Consider the following 24,625-nt stretch of genomic DNA (forward strand, 5'->3'; position numbering starts at 1 on the left):
GGGCAGCGTGAACGCAGATGTCAACAAGGGTCGGATTTCAAACTGAGACACTACCAGCTGGTGCGACATTGAGTGCGTTTGATCACCGCCCGGCCGGATGCGGTCGCTGCCGGCGCCCAAGGAACCACTCGTGCAGACCTCGGCGTTGAAGCCGTCGGTTACACTGCAATACGGAGAGCGACATCCTCGCGCTGCCGGACAGGGATCAAGCGCATACCTCGCTCCGTTCCTTTCAACCTTCTCCGAGCTCCACTTTGCATACCAGTCGGATGGCCACAGAAATCTAGTGCGCCTGGTTGACCGGAGTGAGTATGGCGTGGACAGGCTGGCATGTCGGACGCGTGCATAGATTGGTAGGAGAGAGCCGTAGCAGCAGCGGCCTCATCCCACCCACGTGGGTCACCACAGCCCCGCAATTCTCAGCCGGGGATCTTATCTGCAGTCCGGCAACCGATCGACGTATCGGACTGCTCATGATTTGCGCGTCGCAGCTTTGGGCGATGGTTTCCGCGTTTTAGTAGGGTGCTCTCCGATGTGCGCCCAGTGGGGCACCGGAGCGGGGGCGTGCGGATTTTCGCCGGCCATCCGCTCGAAGGCCAGGAAGTGCGTTTTCAGCGCCTGATTGGCGACCTTCTCCATCTCGCGAAATCGAAAGACGACCTCGCGCCCGAAAGGCGTCAGTCGGGCACCGCTGGCGCGACCATTCGGACTGATTTCGACAAGCGGCTCCTTGAGCATGGCGTTCATCACCTTAACCGTGGCCCACACTTGGCGATAGGTCAGCCCCACCGCTCGCGCCGCTCCGGTGATCGATCCGTACTTTTCTATGCCTTCGAGTATCGCCGTTCGGCTATACGGCGCTCGACATGGTGCTCATGGGATTGGTGCGCAAAATAGGGCTGTTTTCTCAACCGTCCCGAGCCGATAGAGACCGCGCTTTGGTCGCGCTGGATTATTTCGGTCTTGGAGATCTAGCGCTCCGACCGTTCCACGAAATGTCCGGAGGGCAACGGCAGCTCGTGATCTTTGCGCGAGTGCTCCTCGCGGACGCAGATATTGTCATCCTCGATGAGCCTACGTCGGCCCTCGATCTACGCAATCAGAGCCTTGTCATCGATTGGATCCGCCGGTTGTCGAGACAGCATGACATGACGGTGATCTTCACCACCCACCAACCAAATCATGCTCTCGCGGCCGCTGATGAGGCCTTGGTGATGTTGAGCAAAACACGGCTGGCGTTCGGGCCCGCGGCCGACGTGCTGGATGAAGGAGACTTGTCGCGTCTTTATGGGGTTCCCTTGAAGCGGTTTTCCGTCGAGCACGAGGGAAAGACCTTTACGCAGTTGGCACCTCTCATTTGAGGGGCTGCCGTGTCGGTTGCGCTCCTGCGAGGTGCACATCGAGGGTGGTTCGACGTCGGCAATCTCGACCCTGGAGACGTGACAAGCAGACTTGTCGAGCGGATCTTGAAGTCTATTACGGGTCTTAGCGGAACCGTTGCTGCTGTCGGCCGTCGCTGAAATTCCGCGTCGCGCGCCCGAGCATGGTCGTCTATATCGATCTGCGGAAAACCTGACTGATGGTCTTTATGGCGCCGGCGTCCTTCACATGATAGCCCGGGAGCTGCGAGATAGCACTGTGGAATTCCTCGCTGCGCATGACCGATAAAACACGCTGGACGGCGGCAGTTTCGAGAATATGGCTTCGGCAGACGAAGAAATAATCCTCGGTGAGGAGCCGCACGAAGTCGAGCCCGAACTGGCGTGCCGCCGATTCGACGCCGAATGCGACGTCGGCCAACCCGCTCGCGACATATGCTGCGACGGCGGCATGCGTGAACTCGGTATGCTCATAACCGTTGATCGCTGCACCGGATATGCCGTGCTGCGTCAAGAGCTGCTCAAACAGAAGGCGTGTCCCCGAATCCGAATCCCGATTGACGAAGCGAACGGCAGGATCGAGGAGCCGCTTGAGTTCCAGTATGCCCAACGGATTGCCGCGCTGGACCATTAGGCCCATCTCGCGCGTCACGAGCGAGATGACGCGATGAACGTTGGGGTTCAACCACCCTCTGCTGGCGGCGATCGCCCGCTTGCGGAGCTCTCCTTGCGGCAAATGCATGCCGGCGAGGTCGCAGCCGTCATGCGCCAGCGAGACCAACGAGTTCTGATTGCTGACGTAGCGTAGATCGACGCTGATGTCTTGCTCCCGGCTTAGGAGCTCGCGCAGTTTGGGAACCGCGAAACCGTGGCTTGCGTGAACGCGCAGCACAAGCGGGCCGTGCGGCAGCATCTGGTTGATCTCAGTTTCCAGCTCTTGCGACAGGTTCTGCAGCAGCGGCCTCAAGCGTGCTTCGAGGCGCTCTCCGGCCCAGACCAGCCTTTCTCCGAAAGGCGTCAGACGAGTTCCTGCGCCCTGGCGGCGTACCACCAGCGGCGTGTCGAAAAACTCCGACCATTTTTCGATCATGTTCCACGCGTGCCGGTACGACACGTGCGCTTTTTCGGCAGCGGCCGTGATTTTTCCCGAGGCTCGAATTTCGGCCAGAACGTCCAGCATGATCTGCAGCGACTGCGCATCTTCGCGGCGCCGGAAGCGCCAGATAGCCTCGATCTCGATCTCGATCATGCCGTCCTCCCAAAGCCTTCTTTGTGAGGCGTTCGGTTGCTATGATATGCAATAAATTTCATATCAACGTACTGCAATCGCTCCCGCTTCTCCAGCAAGAGACGTGGAGAAGGTTTCACATTTTTGCGGGATTACAAGATCCATAGCGTCGTTGAACTCCCATCGCCAGATCGCCGGCGCGATTGAGATATGAATACGATCGCATATCTTGAGGGTGCATCGCCTCAACTCAGGGTTTCAACGACACATACGTTCTTTGCCACGTTCATCTCCTGCACGGAGTTGGCCACGAGGCAGCGCTTCGTCTGGCGGCTTCGCGGGACGATGATTGAACTCCGATAAAGGGGGCAGATGGCCAGTCAGCGCAGTGAAGTTTCCGCCGTGACTACGCCTGTGTGAACGCAGGCTCAAGGTCCAGCCGCGTCGCAAAGCTCATGAAGGCGCGTGTAAGTGGAGGCAACGGATCACGATCTGCGGCCACAATACCGATCGATTGGGTATGCACGGGCTCGATCAGATCTAGAAAAACTAGATTTTCGCAGCCCGCAAGAAAGTAGGTGAAGGTATGAGGGATGATGCTCGACCACTTCCCACTACAAACGTGGGAGCAGACGGCAAGGAATGAGTCTGTCGTGACCGTGGGCGCAAGCTTGAACCCCAAGGAGCGGGCGAGGTTGTTGAGAACCCGGCGGTGTTGCATGCTTTCATTGAGCAAACAGAGATTGCTCGCGACCGCATCCTTCCATGTGATGGCGGTCTCATTCTCCGTTCGGAAGTCCCGACGGGTGACGAACAGGTATCGCTCGCGGTAAAGGGCCGCCTTGCGTACGTGTTGGAGCGGCTCGTTTTCCAGGTAGGTGAGGCCGACATCCAGATCGAACTTTTCCAGCGCGCGCTGGATTTCGGTCGATGCCATGGAATGCACTTCGATCACAACATGGGAATGCTTCGAGGAGAACGGCGTGGTGAGCTCCGCGATCGCAGGCATCGCGGCGGGAATGACGCCGAGCCTCAGGGTTCCTGTGAGGCAGCCGCGAAACACCTCCATGTCCTGCTTCAGGCTTTCGTAGCCTGACAGGATTTGTCCTGCCCAATCCACGACGCGTTCACCTTCCGGTGTGAGGCCCATGAAGCGGGAACCCCGGACGACAAGGCGCATATCGAGCTCGCGTTCGAGCGCCTTGAGGCCCGAGGACAAGGTGGGCTGCGTAACATTGCAAGCTTCCGCCGCCCGGCCGAAATGCTTCTCGCGCGCCAGCGCGACGAGGTAGGTCATCTGTCGGATGAACATGGAAAACCTTTAATGCGTGAGGATCTCCATTGGTCCGAGGTCAGTCTCGGACAAGGATTTCGCGAGCGGGAGAGCGCGAGTCTCATCGCTATAGTGAACAGTATATAACGATAGGCTGCGGTTATCGCAGGCGCAAGAGTGCACGTTGATCTGGAAAAACCGTCGACTGATCGACAAATGAGATCGTGGCTCGATTGAAGTTTGATGACGAGATTTGCATCGACACCACGGCTGGTAGGGACACGACTTGTCCATAAGCGGGCCCAGGTCGCCGCAGCGATTTCGCACTCATTGCCGCGGGCCGCGACGTCTACTTGTGGGACCTTGCGGTCGAAGGCGGTGCACACAGAGTGCAGGTGAATTTCTCGCTTGCCAGCTGGCGTACATTTGTTCATTGGTCAGGCCTATGCCTTCAAAGGAGATCGCTCGGCGAGATGAGTGTTCGATGTGAGAGCGCTCGGAGGCGTTTAGGTTCCTGGTGGTCCTCCCGGTCTTCAAAACCGGTGAGACCGAGTAGCTCGGTCTGGCAGGTTCGATTCCTGTCCGCCTCCGCCAATCGCTGCAACCCCGATACCGCCGAGTTGATCGACGGTCTGCGCGACGAGCGATGACGACGCACGTCATCGCGACGGCTGGGCACGTCGACCACGGCAAGAGCACACTGGTGCGCGCGCTGACCGGGATGGAGCCGGACCGCTGGGAGGAGGAGCGTCGGCGCGGGCTTACCATCGATCTCGGGTTCGCCTGGACCACTCTGCCCTCCGGCCGGGAGGTCTCCTTCGTGGACGTGCCCGGCCACGGACGATACATCCGCAACGCGCTGGCCGGCTTGGCGACGGTGCCGGTGGTGTGCTTCGTGGTGGCTGCCGACGAAGGTTGGTCGGCGCAGTCCAGCGACCACCGCGATGCCGTCGCAGCGCTCGGCATCCGCCACGGGCTGATCGTGGTGACCAAGGCAGACCGCGCGCCCGACCTCGTGGCCGCGACTATCGAGCGTGCCCGCAGCGAGCTCGCGCACACCGGCCTGCGCGACGCGCCAGCGGTTGCCGTATCGGCCGTGCAGGGCACCGGATTGGACAAGCTCAGGCAGGTCCTCGACGACGTCCTGGCCGAAACGCCCGCGCCAGATACCGGCGATCGGCTCCGGTTGTGGATCGACCGCTCGTTCAGCGTCTCCGGCGCGGGCACGGTGGTCACCGGCACCCTCGTCGCCGGTACACTGACCAAGGGTGACCGGCTCGTGGTGGTCGGCCAAGGGCGGGAGCCGCGCGAGGTCGTCATCCGCGGCCTGGAATCGCGGGACGCACCTGCCGACGCCCTGCAGCCGATGAACAGGGCCGCAGTCAACCTGCGCGGGGTGCCCGCGGAGGATGTGGAGCGCGGCCAAGCCCTGATCGCACCGGGCGCATGGCTCATGGCCACGGTCGTCGATGTGCGCCGCATCGGGGGTGTCGCGCTCGACGCGGTCCCTGCACAACTCACCGTGCATGTCGGGACGGCGACCGTGCCGGCTCGGCTGCGCTGCTTCGATGCCGAGCACGCCCGGATCATGCTCGATTGGCCGCTGCCGTTGACCGTGAGAGATCGGCTGCTGCTCCGTGATCCGGCACGTCATGTTGTGCTCGGCGGCGTCAGTGTGCTGGACCCCGATCCGCCGCGGCGGCTGCGCCGCGGAGATGGTGCCCGGCGCGGAGTGGCGCTGGCCGCCATGCCACCCGAGGGCGACGTGCTGGCCAAGGTGGCCAGCCGGGGCGCCGTGGAGGTGGACGACCTGCGCCGGATCGGCCTGACGGTTCCCGATGCCGCACCGCCGCCCGAGGTTCGTGAGCTCAGCGGCTGGTGGGTGCACCTTCCCACGTATGACGCCTGGCGACGCGAGGTGCGAACCCTGGTGGAGAACGACGCCCAGCGGGACCAGCTCACGCCCGGCGTCTCCCAAGGGGCCGTGCGCGACGCCCTTGGCACACCAGCCGCGCACTTCATCGATCAGCTCGTCGCAGATGCCGACCTCGAGCAGCACGATGGTTACGTCCGGCTGCCGCGGGTCCGCGCCGACCTTGGCCGCGCCGAGGCCGGGGTGGCCAAGCTCGAGGCGCGGTTGCTCGCAAATCCCTTCCTCGCGCCGCTGGCCGGCGATCTCGCTGCCCTCGGCTTGGGGGCCCGTGAGTTGGCCGCAGCCGAACGTGCCCGGCGGGTGTTGCGTCTTCAGGGAGGTGTGGTGCTGCTGCCGTCCGCGCCGGAGCTTGCGATACGGGCACTGGCGCAACTGCCTGAACCGTTCACCACCAGTCAGGCACGGCAGGCCTTGGGTACGAGTCGCCGGGTGGCGATCCCGCTTCTGGAATACCTGGACCGACGCGGCTTGACGCGCCGGATCGATGACGACCACCGCGAAGTGGTGCGGTGAATCGATATCGACCACAGGTGTTGAAGCAGACGCGAGGCTCTGATTTTTTGGTTTGACGGGTCGCCTCGCTTGAAAATGCTCTAGCCGCCGCCACCTTTTTTGCGGTTCTGGACGTGCTGGAAACCGAACCTGCCCTTGATGCAGAGGTTCCCGTGGCTGACCGAGTGATCGTGGGGCGAGGTCACCTTGACGATCTTGTTGTCTTGGACATGCAGGGTCACGTTGCAGCCCACCCCGCAGTAGGTGCACACTGTGGTAGTCTCGGTCTGCTGCGACTCGTCCCAGGTGCCCGCCGCGCGCATGTCGTACTCGGACTTGAACGACAGCGCTCCCGTCGGGCAGACCTCCACGCAGTTGCCGCAGAAGACGCACGCGGAGTCCGGTAGCTCCACGGCGAACTCGGTGGAGATCTGGGCGTCGAACCCGCGCCCTGCGATCTGGATCGCGAAGCTGTTCTGCCACTGGGTCCCGCAGGCATCCACGCACTTGTAGCAGAGGATGCACTTGTCGTACTCGCGCACATAGAGGTCGTTGTCGATCTTGTCCGGCTGGGCCATCGTGGCCGCGACGCTGCCGTCCCCGGCGTGGTGCTCGCCCGGCTCGTGGACGTCGCGCCTGAGGCTCTCGCTGGCCCTTGGGCCGTAACGATCCGTGTCGGCCTCGTAGCGCTCCATCCACTCGTCGATCCGCGGCGTGGTGGACAGGTCGACCGAGGAGCCGAGCAGCTCCAGCACGAGGCGACGGCTGTGCCGTACCCGTTCGGTGTCGGTCTTGACCACCATGCCGGCTTGGACCTTGCGGGAGCAGGAGGGCACGAGGACGCGCGAGCCTTCGAGCTCGACCATGCAGACCCGGCAAGCGTTCTTGGGCGTGAGCGTGTCGCCGTAGCAGAGCGTCGGCGTGTCCTTCCCCGCCGCGTTACAGGCCGTCAGGATGGTGCTTCCCTCCGGGACGCTCACCTCCTCGCCGTCGATGGTGATCGTGACCATCGGGGCGGACGTGTCCGTCTTGCCGAAAGCTCCCGGATCGTGTGCGTTCATCTACTCTTCTCCAGGACATCGAGGCGGTCGATGGCCGACTCGATGGCATTCCAGGCGGCCTGGCCGAGACCACAGATCGAGGCATCCTTCATCGCCCGGCCGACATCGCGCAAGAGGAGAGTGTCACGCCCCTTGACCCCGGCGTCGCCGCGGTTGTGCGCGATGCGCAGCAACGCCTCCTCCTGGCGCACCGTGCCCACCCGGCAGGGCACGCACTGGCCGCAGGACTCGTCGCGGAAGAAGCGCGCGATGCGGAGCAGAATGCTGGTCAGGTCGACGGTGTCGTCGAAGGCCAACACCACGCCCGAGCCCAGAGTGGTGTTGTTGGCGCGGACGCCCTCGAAGGTGAGCGGGATGTCGAGCTCGTCTCCCCGCACGAATCCGCCTGCCGCGCCGCCGAGCAGCACCGCCTGCAGAGTGCGGCCCTGCGGAACCCCGCCGGCCAGCTCGAGAATATCGCCCAGGGTTGGACCGAACGGCACCTCGTAGACGCCGGGGCGCACGAGGTTGCCCGACACGCAGAACAGCTTGGGCCCGGTGGAGCCTTCGGTCCCGATCTTGGCGTACTCGGCGCCGCCCATCTGCACGATCAGCGGTACGTTGCACAAGGTCTCGACGTTGTTGACCACTGTCGGCTTGCCGAAGAGTCCGGATTCGAACGGGAAGGGCGGCTTGGTGCGCGGTTCGCCGCGATAGCCCTCGATCGAGTTGAAGATCGCGGTCTCCTCGCCGCAGATGTAGGCGCCGGCGCCGCGCCGGATCTCGAGCTCGAAGTTCCACCCGGTGCCCAGGACGTCGGTACCCAAGAACCCGCGTTCGCGGGCCCTTTCGATGGCATTGCTCAGCATCCGGTAGGCGCGGGGGTACTCGCCGCGCAGGTAGATGTAGCCCCGCTCCGCGCCGATGGCGTAACCCGCGATGGTCATCGACTCGATCAACGAGAACGGGTCGCCCTCGAGGATGGCGCGATCCTTGAACGTGCCGGGCTCGCTCTCGTCGGCGTTGCAGACGAGGTAGCGAGGCGTCGCAGGCTGCTTGGCGGTGCTCTCCCACTTGATGCCGGCCGGAAACGCCGCTCCGCCGCGACCCATCAGCCGGGAGGCCTTGACCTCGCCGACAACCTGCGCGGGTCCCAGCTCGAACGCCTTCCGCAGTCCGGCGTAGCCGTCGGTTGCGAGGTAGTCGTCAATGCTTTCCGGATCGACCTGGCCAACACGCTTGAGCAGCATCAGGCCCTCTTGGCCGGCCTGTGGCACGGCCATGATCGGCGGCGCCTCGGCTGCGAGTGCCGCGGGACCAGCATCCAGCGCGAGGACGATCTCCTCGGCGGTGGCGGGCCCGATCAGGTGCTCGTGAGCTGGGTCGCCAGCCTCCACCGCCAGTGCGGCCGGGGCGCGCTCGCACACGCCGAGGCAGGGACTGGGCTTCCAGCCGTTCATGGCACTGGCCGGACCGAGCTGCTTCTTGAGGTCGGCACAGACCTTCTCGGATCCGCGCGCCATACAGGCGATGTCAGTGCAGACGTGCACAATGCGCTTCGGCCGCGGGCTGGTGGATAACAGCGCGTAGAACGTCGCGACGCTGTAGACATCGGCTGCCGACACGCTGAGCCGCTTTCCGATGTAGTTCAGGGCGCCGGGACTGATCCAGCCGACGCGGTCGTTCACCGCGTGCAGCGCCTCCAGGACGAGGTGCCGCCGGGCTCGTGCCGCATGACCGGTCCGCGCGCTCCGGTGGTCCTGCTCGTCGCGCTCACCGCCATGCCAGCCGCCTTCTCCGGGTCCACCAAGCCGCCGATCGATGGCATCGCGTTCCTCCGCGAACGGCTCGGCGTTGGAGAACTTCAGATCCACTGCTTATCCTTCCTATTTCGCGGTCGCGAACTCGTCATCCCGGACCCCGTGATCGATGATGTTGGCAACGCGCTTCTCTCTGGTCGGATCGTCGTTGGTCTTCTCCACCTTGACCGCCGTCGCCTTGAACTCCGCGGTTCCAGCGATCGGATCGTTCGCCTCGATGGTGAGCGCGTTGACGTCCACGTCGTCGGGGAAGTTGCACGCCATGAAGAGCAGCCCGGGACGCAGGGCCGGATCCCGACGCGCGGGTGCCAGCACGGATCCGCGGCGCGACGTTACTCGGACCACCTCGCCGTCGTTGATGCCAAGCCGAGCCATATCCTCCGGAGAGATGTCGACGCAGCCGCCCAGGCGGATCGGCGAGTTGAAGCCCTCGGTCTGCACGCCGGTATTGTAGTCGGTCAGTCGCCGCCCGGTCGTCAGGCGCAGCGGGAACTCGTCGTCGAGCTTGTCCACGGGCAGTTTGTGCTCGACGATGCCGAACGCCGCCGGGCGTCCGCGCTTCTCGGGATCCTTCTCCCAGAGCCGAGCGTGCAGGAACGGTGTCTCGGGTCCGTCCTCGTCGGGGAAGGGCCACTGCAACCCACCCCGTTTCTCGAGCAGCCGGTAGGACATTCCATGGTGCGCCGGCGACACTGCACGCAGTTCGTCCCAGACCTGCTCTGCAGTCTGTATCGGCCAGACGTGCCCCATGCGCTCTGCGACCAGGCGGATGATCTCGATGTCGTCCTTCGCGTTCCCGGGCGGCTCCAGTGCCTTGCGCACGCGCTGGACTCGCCGCTCGCTGTTGGTGAAGGTGCCCTCGCTCTCGCACCACGCCGCAGCGGAGGGGAGCACCACGTCGGCCAACGCAGCGGTCTTGGTGAGGAAGATGTCCTGCACGACCACGTGGTCCAGGTTCTCCAGCCGCCTGGTCACCGCCGAGGAGTCGGCGTCGGACTGCACCGGGTTCTCACCCACGATGTAGAGGTTGGTGAGATGCCCCTCGTCCATCGCCTCCATCATCTGCGAGAGCGTCATGCCGTACTTCGTAGGCATTGTGACGCCCCAGATGCGCTCGAACTTCGCCCGATGCTCGGGATTCCCGACGTCCTGGAATCCCGGCAGGTTCTTGGGGATCGCCCCCATGTCGCCGCCGCCCTGGACATTGTTCTGGCCGCGTATCGGAACCAGGCCCGAGCCCCAGCGGCCGACTTGGCCGGTGAGCAGCGCGAGGTTGCACAGGGCCCGCACGTTGTCGGTGCCGTTGTGATGCTCGGTAATGCCCAGCGTCCAGCACAGCTGCACGCGCTCGGCCTTGCCATAGTCGTGCGCGAGCTCACGGATCAGCTCCGCAGGCACCCCCGTCTCACGGGAGGTGGCCTCCAGTGTCCATGGCTCGCACGCGGCGATGTACTCTTCAAATCCGGTAGTGGCGTTCGCGATGAACGCCTCGTTGACCAACCCGGCGTGGATGATCTCGCGACCGACACCGTAGGCCAGCGCAACGTCCGTGCCGACATCCAGACCGAGCCAAGCATCGGCCCACTCTGCCGTCTTGGCCCGACGCGGGTCGACCGCGTAGACCTTGGCCCCCTTGTGGATCCCCTTCAGGGCGTGATGGAAGAAAATCGGATGTGCTTCGCGGGCGTTGGAGCCCCAGAAGATGATCAGATCCGCATCCTCGATCTCGCGATAGGACGAGGTACCGCCGCCAGCTCCGAATACCGTCACCAGACCGGCGACGCTAGGAGCGTGTCAAGTTCGGTTACAGGAGTCGATGTTGTTGGTGCCGATGACCGCCCGGGCGAACTTCTGGGCGATGAAGTTCATCTCGTTGGTCGCGCGCGAGCAGGAGAACATGCCGAATGCGTCGGGCCCGTGAAGCTCGATGTTGCGGCGGAAGCCCTCGGCCGCGCGATCAAGAGCCTCATCCCAGGAGGCCGGCCGCAGCACACCGTTGTCGCGGACGAGCGGCTCGGTGAGTCGGGTGTAATTCTGCTTCCCCTTCTTGCCCATGCCTGCCTCCTGTATCTCGCTCGATGTGATCATATACTACGATCCCCATTGATCTTGATATATGAAGGTTTCTGCATATTTGTAAGGTTCTGCCCGTCACGGACGCTTAATCATCAGAAGACGGATCGTCCGAAGACAGACGACGTCGCGGTGCTCGGGGCGGAAAATCGCTCGACCGCGTCGGCGATGAGCCGATAACCTTCCGTTCTCGCCGGCACCCATCGTTTCAGCCCCTCCAGGTCGAGCAATGTGCGCACCTCGGGATCGTCATACGACATCGCCAGCAGCAGCTCGGCAAATCGCTCGATCCGGTCCGCGGGGGCACCGTTGAGAACCGTGAAGTTGCAATGGTCGTAGGGCGGCGTTTCCAGCAGCCGGAAGGTCGTACCAGGTGCGATCGTCCCGTCCTGCTCGAACAGCCGGTAGTTGCCCTCGATGACGCACGCCGCATCGACATCGCCGCGCATCAGCGCCAAAGCGGCGTCGCGTTCGCCGCCGATGTGATCGCCGTGCTTGCCGACCAGGATGTCGAATGACACGACCTCGAAGTCGCGGTCCGGCTCGAGGCCCTGAGCGGCCAGAACCTGCAACGGGATCAGCGTGGCCTGCGGCGAATCTTTCGCCCCGACCGCGACCCGCTTACCCTTGAGGTCGGAAACGGCACGGATCGGTCCCTCGCGCTTGGCGATGACGGTGGAGATCAGATCGCGGTCGGTGTCGCGCATCACGATCGCCTCCACCTTTCGTCCCGACGCCTCGGCAAGCCGCACGGTTTGCAGCCATGCCAGCGGCGAATTCCAGGCGACATGAATGAGCCCGTCCAAATGCGCCTGAACCTGCCGCTCGTAGTTGGTGAAGAGAATGTAGTCGAACGGTAGGCCGTGCTCGGTGAAATAGTCCTTGAAGCCGTCCCAGATGGTGACGATCTTGGGATCGTAGGCAACCGCGCCCAAAATCAGAACATCCGCGCTCATCGCATTCCCCCTCAGAAAAGCGGCTGGCCGCAGACGGCCTTGCCGATGAAGTCGTAGATCACGTCCGTGGTCGGAGCCATCACGCCAGCCGCGCGCGCGTCGCGGAAAAGCCGCTCGATGCCGAGATCCTTGCGGAAGGCGGCGCCGCCGCAGACGCGCATGGCAAGGTCGAGCACTTCGTTGACCGTCTCGCCCGCGGCCGCCTTGCATTCCAGCACGCGCAGCATCGTGTCCGGGCGTTTCGCCTCGACCGCCGCCACGGTGTCGACCAGCAACGCTGCCGCCATGTCGGTCTTGACCTGCATGCGCGCGACGTAGTTGCGGATGGTCGGAAGGTCCGCCAGCGACGCGCCGGTGTCGGAATGCCGGGTCTGGCCGACATGCGCGATGGCGCGGCGCAGCCCGCCTGTCATCAATCCCACGGAGCATGCCGCGTTCAGGATCTGGAAGACGGGCAGCACGGTGCCCATCATGATGTCGAAGCCCTGCCCGTCGGCCCCCAGCATGGCGTTGCGGGGAACGGTCACGTTCTCACCGACGACGGGCGATGAATCGTTGCCGCGAAACCCCATACCCTCGAACGGACCTTTGACCTGAATGCCCGGCGTGGAGCGCGGCACCAGCCAGAGGGTGCTCAACCCTTCCGTACCCAGGGGCTTGGACGACCAGATATAGAGGCTCGCTTCGGAAGCGGACGTTATCCAGCTCTTGTGCGCGTTGAGGACGACTGCGTCGCCATTCGCCTGGGCGGTGCCGGCCGGCGCCCAGAAATGGCTGCGCGTGCCGGCCTCACTGAAGGCCAGCGTGGCGAGGCGTGTCCCCGACGCGGCCTCCCGCCGGATGTCCGCCGGCGCGTACGTCTCCAGTACCGCGACGGCACTGTAGTGCATCGCCGTCACCATCGCCGTAGAGCCGCACTCCTCTGCGATGCGCCGCACGATCCGCGTCGCGCCCGCGAGGCCAAGTCCAAGGCCGCCCTGCTCGGCAGAGCTCAACGCGCCCAGCAGCCCAGCCGATTTCAGCGCTTCGATCGAGCGCGCGGGGAATGCGCCGCTGCGATCGACGCCGGCGGCGGCTTCCATAATCGTGGTAGAACAGATCTCCTCGAGCGCAGACTCGAAGGACGGTGTCGTCGACGTGACCATTGATCCTCCCATGGTCCTTTTTTGGGAAGGTCGGCCGCTGGCACGTCCTCCCGTTCTGTCCTGCAGGTGTCTGAATTTTCGGGAGCGGCCCCTCTACACCCGAAACCGCTCGGCCGCTCGCGCGATGACGGCGAGCTTCGCTTCTGCATTCGAGTGCGAGCAGATCGGATTGTCGGCGAAGGTCGCGAAGCCGCAGTCAGGATGCAGCAGCACGCGCTCGCGGCCGAAGAGGTCGGTCGCGCGCCCGATCCTCGCCGCCACCTCCTCGATCCCTTCGGTTGCCGGCTGCTTCTGGTTGACGACGCCAACACCGATGCGCGCCGTCTCCGGCAGCCGGCGCAGCACCTCCATCTCGCCGGCACGCGGCGTGCACATTTCCAGCAGATAGGCCCCGACCTTCATGGCCGCGAGCGTATCGACCAGCGGCGCGTAACTGCCCGACAGGGCCACGCTCTCATCCGGCGTCCAGTTGCCGCGGCACATGTGGACGGCGATACGGTCGCGGTCGAACCCGTCGACCACCGCATTCATCAGATCCTTGGCGAAGCCCAGCTCGTGCGCGGGGCCGAGCGATTCCGACAGCGCGCCGCACATGAAGCTGCGCTTGTTCTTCGCGCCGCTGAAGACGACCTCCGACAGGACCGGCTCGTCGAACTGCACCAGGGCCGCGCCGCCGTCGAGCAGGTCCGCGAGCTCCTCGCGCAGGACGCGCACGAGGTCGGCCGCAATCTCCTCGCGCGAGGCGTAGACTTGCTCGGAGATGCACTCCAGCCACATGGTGCGGGCGAGCAGATACGGGCCGGGGAGCGACACCTTGACCGGCTTCGACGTCACGGCGCGCAGGAAATCGAGCTCATGGCCGGCGATCTGCCGACTGCGGCCGATCGGGCCGAAGACGCCGGGATGGCGCACCTCGTCGGCAGGCACGTCCAGTGCGCGCAGCTCCGCCGCAAACTCCTCCGGATGGTCCACCAGGGGAAGAAGGTCGACCAGCGGCACGAGCTGGCAATTGTCGAGCCGCGTGGCCACGAAGCTGGCATAGCTGTCACGTCGCTGCTCGCCGTCGGTGATGACGTCGGCACCGGCTTTCTCCTGAGCGGCCACGGCGAGGCGCACCGCGTCGTCGGCCGTTTCGTGAAAGGCCGCCTCGTCGAGCCGGCCCTCGACATAGGCGTGCATGGCCTCCACCATCCAGCGCGGACGCGGCCAGCTTCCGAGTCCCATCACCGCGAGCGCGGGAATCGCCGGTGCGGAGATTTTCTGCGCGCGCGGCGCCAGCGGGACGGCCGTGGACGCGCGCCCCGCGAGGATCGACGCCGGGACGTCCTCAGCCGTGCTCCGCTCCTCCAGCTTGCCCTTGCAGACAAGAAAGCTCCGCTGCCTGCCGTCCTTGGTCCACGAGACAAGCTCATTGCCGGTCATGCGGCACCACGCCGGCAGATCCTCATCGACCGAGATTTCAGTGGAGCGGATCTCCAACAGTCCTCCGCGCGGCAGCGGATCGATATGCCTGCGGATCAGGAGCAGCAGGCCGTTCCCGCAATCGAGATCTCCGCCGTCGAAGCTGACGTCAGGCTTTTCCGTATGCGTGGCGACTGCCTTCATGCCGGGGTCCCTCGGGCGATCGCCTTAGTAGCTGACACTCGGACAGCCCTCGCCCATGAACTCCACCAGCTTCGCCCCGCCGACGATCACCGCGCCGGGAACCACCTTGGTCTCGTCGAGGCCGCGCTTCTTGAAGCAGGGCGAGCAGACATAGATTTGGCCCCCCGCCTCCACGAAGCTGGCGATCAGGTCCTTGAGGGGTGCGAACCCCGCCTCGTGCACGTCGTCCGCATAGCCCTGCTGGGATATCCGCGTCCCTTCCGTCGAGAGAAAGACGATCGCTTCCTTGTCCGATGCGATCGCCGCATTGGCGACCACGAAGGCGACGGTCGCCTTGTCCGTGTCGTCCTTCGCGCAGGTCAGGCTGACCACAAAACGTCCCGGCATGTGCGTTCTCCTTTGTCATATCGGTTGCTTGCAGGCGTGAGGCAGGCGGTTCTGTCCTTGGCGGACCCCCGCTCAGTCCCATTCATTTTTCGACTTGATCCAGAAGGTCCCGCTTTCGGGGTCGTGGCGCTGCAGTTCGTTGCCTGTGAGGCGGCACCACGCGGGCAGGTCGAGCGCCGCGCCGGGATCGAGGGCGACGAGCTTCAGCATCCGTGAGGGCATCTGCTTCAGCCTCCTGCGAAGCTCGACCAGAAGCTCTCCGCAGCCCATATGGCCCGCGTGCCATTCCTCGACGGCGTCGGGACAGCCTTCATGCAGACGACACGGCATTCGATGCACTCCTCCGCTGCCGCCAGGAAGGCCAAAGCCTGCCGCAAGGCGTGCCACAAAGAGCAGCTACGAGCCCGCAGCCACGCGAACACGCGGCAAACCTGTTACGATGTCATGCTTGCTGAAGCGGAGCTTTCATGAACGGCCTACGCAAGGAGCGTAACCGCAGCCCGACCGGGCATGAGATTTGAAAGTCGACTTCTATCGAAATTTGTATTGGTCGCACCACTGTGGGTCAAGGGGCTCCGCCGACCCGGGCGACAGTGCGAAATGGTCTCTCAGTCATCTGCGGAAACCGGCCGAACCTAAGTCGCAGATCGTGCGCAGGATGACCCGAACAACGCGCAGAGACTAAGTTTATACTCTATATCAACAATAAGTTGTGGCGGTGCGGACAGTCCGGTGCGAACTGGTCTCCGGTCCGTTTCCCATGTTCCCACCGCGGAAATCCCTGCGAACAGCGAAAATATCAGCGATCATGCCCAAATCAAACCCAGGCCGCCCGTAGGTGCGAAGGCTAAGCGTCTGAGTTCGCGTTGGTTCTCGCCGTCTTTGCCGATCAGTTCCCTACCCGCTGGAACAGGGAATAACAGGGATCCCGGCCAGACGCTCTCGCGCCGGCTGCACCCCCTCCGGGCGGGTCTCCCACCGAGCTCACGAGCGTGAGAAAAGGTGTGGCACGCAAACGAACCGCCCCTTCATTTTGCGGTTGCGGATCAGGACGGGGTGCCTGATTCTGTGCTCGTGGATGCTCCGCCCTTGGGTGGGAGTTTCCAAGCGAGCCAGTCAGCAAGGAGTGAACGACGCCGGCCGCGCTTTTGTGATCCAGGTCCCGCGAACACCCCGCTTGGACCTGGCGAGCGCCGCAGGACGTCGGGACACTCGATTGGTGACTTTCCTTCCGGAGGTGAACGCGTCCGTTCACAGAACCGGAAGGAAAAGTCGATGCCCAAGAACCGAACTACCAATACCCTGATCCCAGCCGCAGTCGGTCTCAAGCCGGTACTCCAGGAGAAGTCCCGGAAGCGTCGGCGGACGCAGAAGACTCTCACGTTGCTTCAGCAATCCGCTCCGAGCGGGCGCAACGATCTCGCACCCTCGCTGAAAATCGAATATCTGCCGACGGAGGTCCTTCGGCCAGCCAACCGGCGCATCCGCCGGGCTGAGGCTGATCAAGTGGCCAGGGTCACGGCGAGCATCACGCAATACGGCATCTGCTGTCCCGTCCTTGTTAATAAGGACGGCCGGATCATCCACGGACACGTGGTCTGGGAGGCAGCCCGTCGCTTGGGGCTCGAAAGGATCCCCACCACACGGATCGACCATCTGACAGAGGCCCAGCAGCGCGCCCTGCCGATCGCGTTGAACCGTATCGCTGAAACCGGCACCTGGGATATCGAAGCCCTGAAAATTGAGTTCGAGGACCTGATCGAGCTCAAGGAAGACGTCATTGCGACCGGCTTCGAGCTTGCGGAGATCGATGCCCTGCTTATCGAGGATGAGTCGGATGAACCGGAAACCGAAGTCCTCCCGGAGCTTCCTCAGTCGGCGGTCTCCCAGACGGGCGACCTCTGGCTGATGGAGCACCATCGGCTCGCGCAAGGCGACGCGCGAGAGCGGTGTGTCCATGCGCACCTGTTCTCAGATACGGAACCTGCAAGGCTCGTCCTGACCGACGTGCCGTTCAATGTCCCGGTCCGGGGGTACTGCACGAGCCAGTCGCACCACCGTGAGTTCGCGATGGCGCACGGGGAGCTCAGCCGGGATGAGTTCTCCGCGTTCAACATCGATTGGATGCGGCCATCGCTGGAGCACCTCGTCGACGGCGGCCTCCTCGCGACGTTCATCGACTGGCGAAGCGTCGAGCTGGTCCTGGCCGCCGGCCGCGAACTCGATCTGGATCTTTTGAACGTCATCGTTTGGGCCAAGCCGCATGGCGGCCAGGGGAGCTTGTGGCGATCACAACACGAGATGCTGCCGGTCTTCAAAAAGGGGACCGCTGCTCACACCAACAACATCGAGTTGGGCCGCTGGGGGCGCTACCGCGGCAACGTCTGGACCTATCCTGGCGCATCGACCCTCGGCTCTGAGGCCCGCGAAGGGCTGTCGGTGCACCCGACGGTCAAACCCAGGGTGATGCTCGAGGACGCCCTGCTCGACGTCACGGATCGCGGCGATGTCGTTCTCGACTGCTTTCTGGGTTCGGGATCGATGTTGCTCGCGGCGGAGACAACGGATCGCATCTGCCGCGCGATCGAGATCGACGTCGCTACTGCGACGTCGCCATCCAGCGATGGCAGCAGATGACCGGACGCGAGGCGGTCCTCAGCGAGACAGGCGAAACCTTTGCTGAGGTTGCTCTGAGACGTGGCGTAGCGCCTCAAACCGAGGGAGAACGCTGATGTCCAAGAAGCCTCCGAAGAAGCCGTCAGGGGGCGGTGTCGGCTACTGCCGTCCCCCGAAGGCGCACCAGTTCAAACCCGGCCAATCCGGAAACCCGAAAGGCCGGCCCAAAGGTGTGCCCACCCTCCAGGAAGCCATGACGAGAGAGGCGGCAAAACTCGTCAAGGTGAAGCAGGGTGACGAGATCGTATCCGTTCCAAAGGTGGTCGCGCTGGCGCGCCGGGTGCTTGCCAAGGCACTCGACGGCGACCTCGCCGCGACCCGCATCGTGTACCAGCTTTCTGCCGAACCCGGCACGTCGGAGGCCTCAACTCAGAAGGAGGCGTTTGTGCTCCCCGATGACGACGTCATCAGGCGCATGATGCAGCGCTTCGATCACCTGAATACCCCACAAGGAGACAAGTGATGGAACAGGAGCCGACTCCACCGAAGCCGACCGGCGGAACGGGACCAGAGTTTGAGGCCCTGATCGAATTCGCACGCGCCGACTTGATGTGCTTTGCCGAACTCGTATTCCCCGTACTCCATCCCGGCAAACGCCTTGCCTACGCTGACTACCTCGACGTCCTCGCTGCCGTCCTGATGCGCGTGGAGGAAGGCCGTTACAAGGATGTGATCATAAACCTCCCGCCGCGACACATGAAATCGATGATGGTGTCCGTCCTCTATGTCGCCTGGCGCCTTGGCCGTGACCCGACGACCAAGTTCATCACGATCTCTTACGGAGACGACCTCGCCCACGACCTCTCCGCAAAGGCGCGGACGCTGATGAAGTCAGAGATCTATCGGCGCATCTTTCCCGAAACGATCCTGGACAAGCAAGCCGTTGACTACGTCCGCACAACTAAGGGCGGCTGTCGCTATGTAACCTCCGTCGGCAGCGACATCACGGGGTTCGGCGCCGACGTGATCATCGTCGACGACCCCATGCAGCCCGATGATGCAGCCTCCGAGCACGTCAAGGAGCGGTTTCGCAGTTGGCTCGACAGCTCCGCTCGCACCCGTCTCGACGAGTCCGCCAAGGGTACTTTCATCCTCGTGATGCACAGACTTGCACCTGACGACATCTCGGCCACACTCGAACCCACCGCCGACTTTGTACTGAAGCTACCGCTCGTTGCCGAGACGGAGGAGGAATACGTTCGTCACAACAAGCTCATCTACTACCGCTGCCCGGGGGACGTGCTCAATCCGGAACGCATGACGGCTGAGGACGCCGCGAAGCTGAAGGCACGCCTACCTGGCCACGTCTGGGACGGACAGTACCAGCAGCGTCCGACAGCAGGTGGGTCCGGCATGCTCTCCTTGGAAAGGTTCCAACGCTTCGACCTATCGAAGCCGCCCCGCTTCGAGCTGACCATCCACTCATGGGACGTCGGCGCCACGATCAGCGGCAATGCGACCGTGTGCACCAAGTGGGGACTGGCCCCCAACAAGGACAAGCGCGACGCGCTCTATCTGACACAGGTGATGTCGGTCCGGCTCGAGCTGCCGGAGGTCGTTGCCGCGATCAGATCCGAGATCGAAAGGGAGCGACCGGCCCTTGTTGTGATCGACGAGCGCGGCGCTGGCATCGGCGTGGTCCAGCACCTGAAACGCTACGGCTATCAAAACATAACGTGGTCTTCAGACACCAAGGAGCCCATCGGACTCGCAGCCGCACCTCGGACACGACCGTCTGACCCGAAAATCGAGCGCTTTGGGCGCGCGATCCTGCGTATCAACGACGGGCAAGTGCTCATCCCAGTGGCTGCACCTTGGCTCGAGAAGTTTCTTTATGAGGTTGCAACATTCCCCAATATCTCGGACGACGATCAAGTCGACAGCATGAGCCAGGTCGTCGCAAATCTTGACCGCGCGATCGCCAGCGCAAGGCGCAACCAACGCAATCTGGGGTAGGATGGGGCGACTACGGTGACGTGGGCGAAGTTCCGATAAGCCGAGAAAGCGGACGTGAAGCATGCCGAAGGAGGGGGCAGCGTCCCTGCGCACAATCATGTCTGCAACGCCGTCAGGAACAGACGATCTTCTCCGCGATCATCCATCCTACGCTTCATACTTCGGGCCGATTGGTGTGCAGAAAGACGCCTAATCCTGGATCAACTGACCCCCGAGGCGCCCGGACAGTGTTTCCAACAGATCAAGTACGTTCTCCTGGAAATGGAGATCGGTCGTTGCCTCATAGGCGCCTAGATTGGCTATGGAGTTCGGCCGACGTTTGTCTTGCGAGAGTTTGGATTGACCCTCATCGAACCGAAGATCATTGCACCCGACAGCTCGCATTGGGCGAAGTGGCTCGACGCGGCCTACGCGAAGGATAGCGGTCGGCGGCAGCGAGCGCAGGCGCTGCATGAGAAGTTGATGGCACAGGGCCGCATCCCTCTCTTGTCCTGGCATCATCTCGAGGAGTTGCTGGGCGGCGAAAATGATGACACCGCTCGCGCGCGGGTTGCCTTTCTCCAGGGCCTGCCCATGCTGGCCTATCTTCGCCTGCCCAAGGACGAGGTCGGGCTCGGGTCGATCGTGCAGGTGCTGGCGGCGGAGGCGATCGCAGCCTCCGAAGGGCTTGGCGATCTCATATCAATTCGCGACCGCGCCCGCGAGCTGTTGCTTAAGACGGGATCGGGCACGCAGGCAATCGGCGAAGAGGCTTGGGTGTGGGAGGCGGTCCGGCCGATGCTGCGGTCCCACAAGAGCAAGACCGACATGATCGCTGCGCTCGGTCCGTTGCAGACGTTCGACGAAAACCGGACGATCGGCGAACTGGCAAAGTTGGCGGCAAATCCTCCCGATCAGATGCGCGTGCAGCTCAGCCGGATCCATGCGCAGGCGCTGCTGGAGGCAAAGCGGAGCACCGGCGGCGATGCCGCGCGTGCGCGTACGATGGCCGATGATTTCATAGCGCGGGTCGTCCCGAATATGCCGTCGCCAGGCACAACGGTGCGTGAGTTTCTGGTATCGACGCTCGTTGGCCACGGCCTGGACGAGGAGGAAGTCCGAGACGAGTGTGTCCTCGCCGATCTCAGTCGGCTGGCGCTATTCAGAAGCCAGCTTCGGGTGGTAGCGTCGGAGACGGGCCGATCGTTCGAGGCGCTCAAGAAGGTGCCGATGGATGTGTTGCCCAGCCGGGTCATCGGCGAAGCGCTCAGGACACATGGGCAATCGAGGCCGCTCCGCCCAGGGAGTGACCTCAATGATGGCTATCTTGGCGTCCTCGCCGCCTATTGCGCGGTCCTGTATGTCGACAAGCGCACCGCCGAGGACTTCACGCGCGCGCAGCGCAAAGAACCCCGGCTCAAGGGTTTGATCGGCGAGATCACCAAGGCGGCGGACTTCGAGGCGCTGCTGGGGCCTACCCCATGTTGATCGCGCGCAGGGGTGACGACCGGGGGCGGATCGAAGCGGCGCAGGCGGCCAAGGGGCCAGCCTATACCTGCCCGGGCTGCGGCGAACCGGTGACGCTGGCGAAGGGGCGCATCCGGCGGCCCTATTTCGGGCATCGCCCGGGGGGCGGTCTGTAGCTATGCCGCGCTTGAAACCTGGGAGCATCAGCAGGCCAAGGAGGACTTTGCCGCCGCCTACCGCGCGCGCGGCCTATCGTGCGATGTCGAGGTGGAGGTGCTGTCGATCGACGGCGATCGGCGCGCCGACGTGCTGTTACATGCGCCGGGCGACGGCTATCGCGTGGCGCTCGAGGTGCAGCATAGCACGCTCGACTATGACACCTTGGAGCGACGCACCGGCGCCTACCTAGCCGCTGGTGTCGCGGTCATTTGGGTGCCAATCCTCCGGAAGCGTCTCGGCGAACCAAGCCGGATCGCGGGAACCGAAATATTTTATGTAAGCCGTTATTCGGCACCACCCTGGCAACTCTGGATCCATGACCTTCAGGGGCAGCTATGGTTTTACGACCCGGTAACACGCGGCGTTTGGCGCGGGATGCTCGACAAGTGCATGCTCTATCGCAATCCGACGTCCTGGTTCGAGAACGGCGACGAACATAGCGCCGGCGGTGATTGGTACGCCTCGGAGCGTTGGAGCAGCCTCTTCCTCCAGGGACCATTCAGCCTCTCTCAACTCCGAGCGCGACGCGTGAAGCGGGCACCTCACAAGCGGCGCGGCTATCATTTCCCCGGCGGCATTGGCGCCGACTTCGTGCTGGTCGACGAACCTGCCGACTATACCATGCCGGTGCGGATCGGCCCCGCCCCGATTGAAACGGCGGGTGGCTTTCACCATTACCGCGTAGAGCATCGAGTCGGCGACGCTTGGGTCGGCGCATCTCTGGTAGGGATGCCCCTTCCCGACGCTGTTGCGCCCGCGCGCGATCGCGAACAGTGAGCGCTGGCCGGATCGCACAGGCGTGAACGGCTATAAGCACGTCGGTGCTGCCGATGATCCCACCATACTTAGCGCCGGCCAGAACGTCGAAAGGGCAACAGGACATAGGTTGGACGGGGACTCGCCAGATCAGGAGATTACTGCCGGCTGGGGTTCGGCAGAACCAAAACAGCGTTGTCGCAACGTGGAATGCCGAGAAAACAGTCGTACGGTATTGCATCTCGACTTGCGGGGGTCGCTGTCTGCTTGATCGGCGAGAGCATAAATCTCGCGCCACGTGCTATGCCCAGAGCGAAATCTCTACGACGCTGATCTGAACTTTCCTCCTACTTGATATTGTCAGGCCAGGTGGGCAGCTCATCGGCACCGTCAATCTTGGTATATGTCGGCGTTCCGTCATGCTCGACGAGAGGGCTGAATGCCCCTGCGGTTCTCGCATAGAGGCCCACAAATAGATCGAGTGAAGCACCTTTCAGGTCGAGCATACAATTGTCCATGTCGATACCTGCATCAGTCCGGCGATACATGGACTCCGAGTTGTTGGGCCAGTGAACCTTGAACCCGCACATGACATCACGCCCATCGACGAGAACCTCCATTAATCCCTTGTAGTGTGCATCGTAAGGAATCGCCTTGCCTTTCTGCTGGCCCCAGACTTGGCGCGCGAGAAGTTCAACTTGAAAGAACGCAGCGACAAAGGCCTTCGCAGCCAGCAGCTTCTTGTCCAGATCCGCGTAGGCGATCGTGAAGGCGCTTGTTCCACTGAGACCGCCACGGCACCGGAAGTCGTCATCGGTCAAAATGTAATCGGAATGTGCGATGGCATTGCGAAGCTTGTTGTCATAGAAGTCATCGAAGATGTCGCCGACATCGACGCCGAGTGCCGCTGATAGCTCCTTGATGAGTGCAATCTTGCGTCCGGTCGTGATGCCTCTCTTGGCATAGTTCTTCTGCTCCTTGGAGCTGAGCAAGGCGAAGAAAGGATTGGGGCTGTAGCCCTTACCAAGCTGGAAGCGCAACAGGTTCGTGAGCACCTCGTAAGGGGCGTCCATCTCGACGATGTGCGAATAGAGCAAAAGGCCCAGCCGCCAGGGGGTTTTGTCAGGTTCCTTGAAGTGGGCAGGCGGCAATTCGACATTGAAAAAGCCATTGATGTCGTTCAGCACCGCGCGGGATTCCGCGTAAGGATCCCACCCGCGATCTTCCATACCAAGCACGCGCAGGAGCGAGGCAAAATAGCGAATGATGTCGTTGCTGATCGGATCGGGGGGCAGAAAGATCGGCTTGAGCCGCTCTACGTAGCGATCACGGGTTTCAGCGAATGGGTCTGAGGATGCTTCGACCATCTGAAGCTGCTCCTACCGGAAGTTGCGCATGGGCATCGCGTGTGGCCGGCCCAACTGTCCAGCTGCGGCCTTGGCGATCAGGTCGAGCCATCGTTCTGTGAACTTGGCTTCATCTTCGCCATCAATGGCCAGAGGGCCATAGGCGACCGACACGGTGTGCATGGCAGGCGACAACGCCTGAAAGAGATCCTTCTCATGGATCTCAAGCGCGTAGGGCTCATCACGCTGTCCACGGTTGCGGCTGAGGGCACTCGTGTAAAAGGCGATCTCGTACCAACGATAACCGTTTCCATCCTTGCGATCGGCGTAGATGAGCGATGCCGACCAAGTATATTCGCGACCATGCTCTTGCGGCCTCGTCGTCACGGCGATGATGGATGATGCAATAATGTCCCAGCCAAGAGATTGGACGAGGTAGTGCAATTCAGAGCGCTGCCACCAGAAATTCATCAACGGCCTCGGGCGCGCGAACCAATCCAAAGCGGGCCGCACCAAACTCCAGCATACCCTTGAAGCCCGGCTTCGCACGGTCATAGATATGTTTGATTTCATCTTCGACACGGCGGGTAATCGCCTTGAGCTCTACTATCGCCGTTGAGGCTAGCTCAACGCGGCGCTTGCGTTCTTCGTCGCGCTGAGCGCGTTCCGCGTTCTGGCGAGCGGTGCGCTGCTCGACGATGGCAGCAGCATCGGTCAGCGCTTGCCGTGCAGGTGACAGCGCTTTCGTCTCCAAGTGATCTTCGGCAAGAACATCCCGGCACCTGGTGATAGTGGGCCGCGCTGCTGGGAGCTTCCGTAACATGAGTGATGCGAATGTCGCTGATGTGACCCCCTTCTTTTATCCGGGGGCAACTGGAATCCGGTCGTCATTGAA

At 63.1% G+C, this 24,625-nt stretch carries 21 protein-coding genes, 1 tRNA gene and 1 pseudogene; 9 read left to right on the plus strand and 14 right to left on the minus strand.

Annotated elements, in window-relative coordinates; all coding sequences use genetic code 11:
* Positions 1 to 471: 471 nt before the first annotated feature.
* The gene (locus tag V7082_RS15735; RefSeq protein ID WP_334150175.1) at positions 472 to 840 is read right to left on the minus strand and encodes a winged helix-turn-helix domain-containing protein; all 369 of its coding nucleotides are present in this window, start codon (positions 838 to 840) and stop codon (positions 472 to 474) included.
* 26 nt (positions 841 to 866) lie between these two features.
* On the opposite strand from V7082_RS15735, the gene V7082_RS15740 reads away from it, so the two are divergent.
* Positions 867 to 1,361, plus strand: a complete 495-nt coding sequence (locus V7082_RS15740) for an ABC transporter ATP-binding protein (protein WP_334150140.1) — start codon at positions 867 to 869, stop codon at positions 1,359 to 1,361.
* A gap of 190 nt (positions 1,362 to 1,551) precedes the next feature.
* Here the strand turns inward: V7082_RS15740 and V7082_RS15745 are convergent, their stop codons facing one another.
* Both V7082_RS15745 and V7082_RS15750 read right to left on the minus strand, forming a co-directional pair.
* Positions 1,552 to 2,628: a substrate-binding domain-containing protein gene (locus V7082_RS15745; RefSeq protein ID WP_334150141.1), complete on the minus strand. Its 1,077-nt coding sequence runs from the start codon at positions 2,626 to 2,628 to the stop codon at positions 1,552 to 1,554.
* 385 nt (positions 2,629 to 3,013) lie between these two features.
* Positions 3,014 to 3,904 carry a LysR family transcriptional regulator gene (locus tag V7082_RS15750; protein ID WP_334150142.1) on the minus strand — a complete coding sequence of 297 codons (891 nt, stop codon included), beginning with the start codon at positions 3,902 to 3,904 and terminating at the stop codon, positions 3,014 to 3,016.
* Positions 3,905 to 4,378: 474 nt separating this feature from the next.
* Between V7082_RS15750 and V7082_RS15755 the strand changes: the two genes are divergently transcribed.
* Positions 4,379 to 4,474, plus strand: a tRNA-Sec gene (locus V7082_RS15755).
* Between the two features lie 52 nt (positions 4,475 to 4,526).
* Positions 4,527 to 6,326, plus strand: coding sequence for a selenocysteine-specific translation elongation factor (gene selB / locus V7082_RS15760; RefSeq protein WP_334150143.1), 1,800 nt, complete (start codon positions 4,527 to 4,529; stop codon positions 6,324 to 6,326).
* A gap of 80 nt (positions 6,327 to 6,406) precedes the next feature.
* Here selB and V7082_RS15765 read toward each other — a convergent pair whose 3' ends face one another.
* The 8 genes and pseudogenes from V7082_RS15765 to V7082_RS15800 all read right to left on the minus strand — a co-directional run bounded on the left by V7082_RS15765 (position 6,407) and on the right by V7082_RS15800 (position 15,661).
* The gene (locus V7082_RS15765; protein ID WP_334150144.1) at positions 6,407 to 7,366 is read right to left on the minus strand and encodes a 2Fe-2S iron-sulfur cluster-binding protein; all 960 of its coding nucleotides are present in this window, start codon (positions 7,364 to 7,366) and stop codon (positions 6,407 to 6,409) included.
* Entirely contained in the window at positions 7,363 to 9,219 is a 1,857-nt protein-coding gene (locus V7082_RS15770; RefSeq protein WP_334150146.1) for an NAD(P)H-dependent oxidoreductase subunit E, read from the minus strand. The genes V7082_RS15765 and V7082_RS15770 overlap by 4 nt, the downstream gene beginning before the upstream one ends.
* A 12-nt stretch (positions 9,220 to 9,231) precedes the next feature.
* A pseudogene (locus tag V7082_RS15775) lies at positions 9,232 to 11,297 on the minus strand (molybdopterin oxidoreductase family protein).
* A 36-nt stretch (positions 11,298 to 11,333) separates the two neighbouring features.
* Positions 11,334 to 12,194 (minus strand): phosphate/phosphite/phosphonate ABC transporter substrate-binding protein, encoded by an 861-nt coding sequence (locus V7082_RS15780; RefSeq protein WP_334150150.1) that lies wholly within the window; start codon positions 12,192 to 12,194, stop codon positions 11,334 to 11,336.
* Positions 12,195 to 12,205: 11 nt separating this feature from the next.
* A complete protein-coding gene (locus V7082_RS15785; protein WP_334150152.1) occupies positions 12,206 to 13,339 on the minus strand; it encodes an acyl-CoA dehydrogenase family protein in 1,134 nt (377 codons plus the stop codon).
* 93 nt (positions 13,340 to 13,432) lie between these two features.
* The gene (locus tag V7082_RS15790; protein ID WP_334150154.1) at positions 13,433 to 14,944 is read right to left on the minus strand and encodes a 5-methyltetrahydropteroyltriglutamate--homocysteine methyltransferase; all 1,512 of its coding nucleotides are present in this window, start codon (positions 14,942 to 14,944) and stop codon (positions 13,433 to 13,435) included.
* 24 nt (positions 14,945 to 14,968) lie between these two features.
* Positions 14,969 to 15,331: a DsrE family protein gene (locus V7082_RS15795; RefSeq protein ID WP_334150156.1), complete on the minus strand. Its 363-nt coding sequence runs from the start codon at positions 15,329 to 15,331 to the stop codon at positions 14,969 to 14,971.
* A 72-nt stretch (positions 15,332 to 15,403) separates the two neighbouring features.
* Positions 15,404 to 15,661, minus strand: a complete 258-nt coding sequence (locus V7082_RS15800; RefSeq protein WP_334150158.1) for a sulfurtransferase TusA family protein — start codon at positions 15,659 to 15,661, stop codon at positions 15,404 to 15,406.
* A gap of 945 nt (positions 15,662 to 16,606) precedes the next feature.
* Between V7082_RS15800 and V7082_RS15805 the strand changes: the two genes are divergently transcribed.
* The 6 genes from V7082_RS15805 to V7082_RS15825 all read left to right on the plus strand — a co-directional run bounded on the left by V7082_RS15805 (position 16,607) and on the right by V7082_RS15825 (position 22,405).
* A complete protein-coding gene (locus tag V7082_RS15805) occupies positions 16,607 to 17,968 on the plus strand; it encodes a site-specific DNA-methyltransferase (protein ID WP_334150160.1) in 1,362 nt (453 codons plus the stop codon).
* A gap of 94 nt (positions 17,969 to 18,062) precedes the next feature.
* Positions 18,063 to 18,470, plus strand: coding sequence for a DUF5681 domain-containing protein (locus V7082_RS15810; RefSeq protein ID WP_334150163.1), 408 nt, complete (start codon positions 18,063 to 18,065; stop codon positions 18,468 to 18,470).
* Positions 18,470 to 19,963, plus strand: coding sequence for a phage terminase large subunit family protein (locus V7082_RS15815; protein ID WP_334150165.1), 1,494 nt, complete (start codon positions 18,470 to 18,472; stop codon positions 19,961 to 19,963). The genes V7082_RS15810 and V7082_RS15815 overlap by 1 nt, the downstream gene beginning before the upstream one ends.
* Before the next feature lie 339 nt (positions 19,964 to 20,302).
* Positions 20,303 to 21,430, plus strand: a complete 1,128-nt coding sequence (locus tag V7082_RS15820) for a hypothetical protein (protein WP_334150167.1) — start codon at positions 20,303 to 20,305, stop codon at positions 21,428 to 21,430.
* Positions 21,424 to 21,585 carry a competence protein CoiA family protein gene (locus V7082_RS21585; RefSeq protein WP_442909808.1) on the plus strand — a complete coding sequence of 54 codons (162 nt, stop codon included), beginning with the start codon at positions 21,424 to 21,426 and terminating at the stop codon, positions 21,583 to 21,585. Before V7082_RS15820 ends, V7082_RS21585 begins: the two co-directional genes overlap by 7 nt.
* Entirely contained in the window at positions 21,563 to 22,405 is an 843-nt protein-coding gene (locus V7082_RS15825) for a competence protein CoiA family protein (protein WP_334150177.1), read from the plus strand. The genes V7082_RS21585 and V7082_RS15825 overlap by 23 nt, the downstream gene beginning before the upstream one ends.
* Positions 22,406 to 22,731: 326 nt before the next feature.
* On the opposite strand, the gene V7082_RS15830 is transcribed toward V7082_RS15825, so the two are convergent.
* The 3 genes from V7082_RS15830 to V7082_RS15840 are packed head-to-tail and all read right to left on the minus strand — an operon-like array spanning position 22,732 to position 24,484.
* Positions 22,732 to 23,751 carry a hypothetical protein gene (locus V7082_RS15830; RefSeq protein ID WP_334150169.1) on the minus strand — a complete coding sequence of 340 codons (1,020 nt, stop codon included), beginning with the start codon at positions 23,749 to 23,751 and terminating at the stop codon, positions 22,732 to 22,734.
* A gap of 12 nt (positions 23,752 to 23,763) precedes the next feature.
* Entirely contained in the window at positions 23,764 to 24,201 is a 438-nt protein-coding gene (locus V7082_RS15835; RefSeq protein ID WP_334150171.1) for a hypothetical protein, read from the minus strand.
* A complete protein-coding gene (locus V7082_RS15840) occupies positions 24,176 to 24,484 on the minus strand; it encodes a hypothetical protein (RefSeq protein WP_334150173.1) in 309 nt (102 codons plus the stop codon). The genes V7082_RS15835 and V7082_RS15840 overlap by 26 nt, the downstream gene beginning before the upstream one ends.
* Positions 24,485 to 24,625 lie beyond the last annotated feature (141 nt).

The organism is Hyphomicrobium sp., from assembly GCF_036833075.1.
Classification (GTDB): domain Bacteria; phylum Pseudomonadota; class Alphaproteobacteria; order Rhizobiales; family Hyphomicrobiaceae; genus Hyphomicrobium_C.

What these genes read in the sequence shown, in the direction of transcription:
- V7082_RS15805 (WP_334150160.1), top strand. Translation starts at nt 16,607, where the DNA reads ATGCCCAAGAACCGAACTACCAATACCCTGATCCCAGCCGCAGTCGGT.
- V7082_RS15830 (WP_334150169.1), bottom strand. Translation starts at nt 23,751, where the DNA reads ATGGTCGAAGCATCCTCAGACCCATTCGCTGAAACCCGTGATCGCTAC.
- V7082_RS15815 (WP_334150165.1), top strand. Translation starts at nt 18,470, where the DNA reads ATGGAACAGGAGCCGACTCCACCGAAGCCGACCGGCGGAACGGGACCA.
- V7082_RS15745 (WP_334150141.1), bottom strand. Translation starts at nt 2,628, where the DNA reads ATGATCGAGATCGAGATCGAGGCTATCTGGCGCTTCCGGCGCCGCGAA.
- V7082_RS15765 (WP_334150144.1), bottom strand. Translation starts at nt 7,366, where the DNA reads ATGAACGCACACGATCCGGGAGCTTTCGGCAAGACGGACACGTCCGCC.
- V7082_RS15785 (WP_334150152.1), bottom strand. Translation starts at nt 13,339, where the DNA reads ATGGTCACGTCGACGACACCGTCCTTCGAGTCTGCGCTCGAGGAGATC.
- V7082_RS15740 (WP_334150140.1), top strand. Translation starts at nt 867, where the DNA reads ATGGTGCTCATGGGATTGGTGCGCAAAATAGGGCTGTTTTCTCAACCG.
- V7082_RS15780 (WP_334150150.1), bottom strand. Translation starts at nt 12,194, where the DNA reads ATGAGCGCGGATGTTCTGATTTTGGGCGCGGTTGCCTACGATCCCAAG.
- selB (WP_334150143.1), top strand. Translation starts at nt 4,527, where the DNA reads ATGACGACGCACGTCATCGCGACGGCTGGGCACGTCGACCACGGCAAG.
- V7082_RS15810 (WP_334150163.1), top strand. Translation starts at nt 18,063, where the DNA reads ATGTCCAAGAAGCCTCCGAAGAAGCCGTCAGGGGGCGGTGTCGGCTAC.
- V7082_RS15835 (WP_334150171.1), bottom strand. Translation starts at nt 24,201, where the DNA reads ATGAATTTCTGGTGGCAGCGCTCTGAATTGCACTACCTCGTCCAATCT.
- V7082_RS15790 (WP_334150154.1), bottom strand. Translation starts at nt 14,944, where the DNA reads ATGAAGGCAGTCGCCACGCATACGGAAAAGCCTGACGTCAGCTTCGAC.
- V7082_RS15800 (WP_334150158.1), bottom strand. Translation starts at nt 15,661, where the DNA reads ATGCCGTGTCGTCTGCATGAAGGCTGTCCCGACGCCGTCGAGGAATGG.
- V7082_RS15795 (WP_334150156.1), bottom strand. Translation starts at nt 15,331, where the DNA reads ATGCCGGGACGTTTTGTGGTCAGCCTGACCTGCGCGAAGGACGACACG.
- V7082_RS15750 (WP_334150142.1), bottom strand. Translation starts at nt 3,904, where the DNA reads ATGACCTACCTCGTCGCGCTGGCGCGCGAGAAGCATTTCGGCCGGGCG.
- V7082_RS21585 (WP_442909808.1), top strand. Translation starts at nt 21,424, where the DNA reads ATGTTGATCGCGCGCAGGGGTGACGACCGGGGGCGGATCGAAGCGGCG.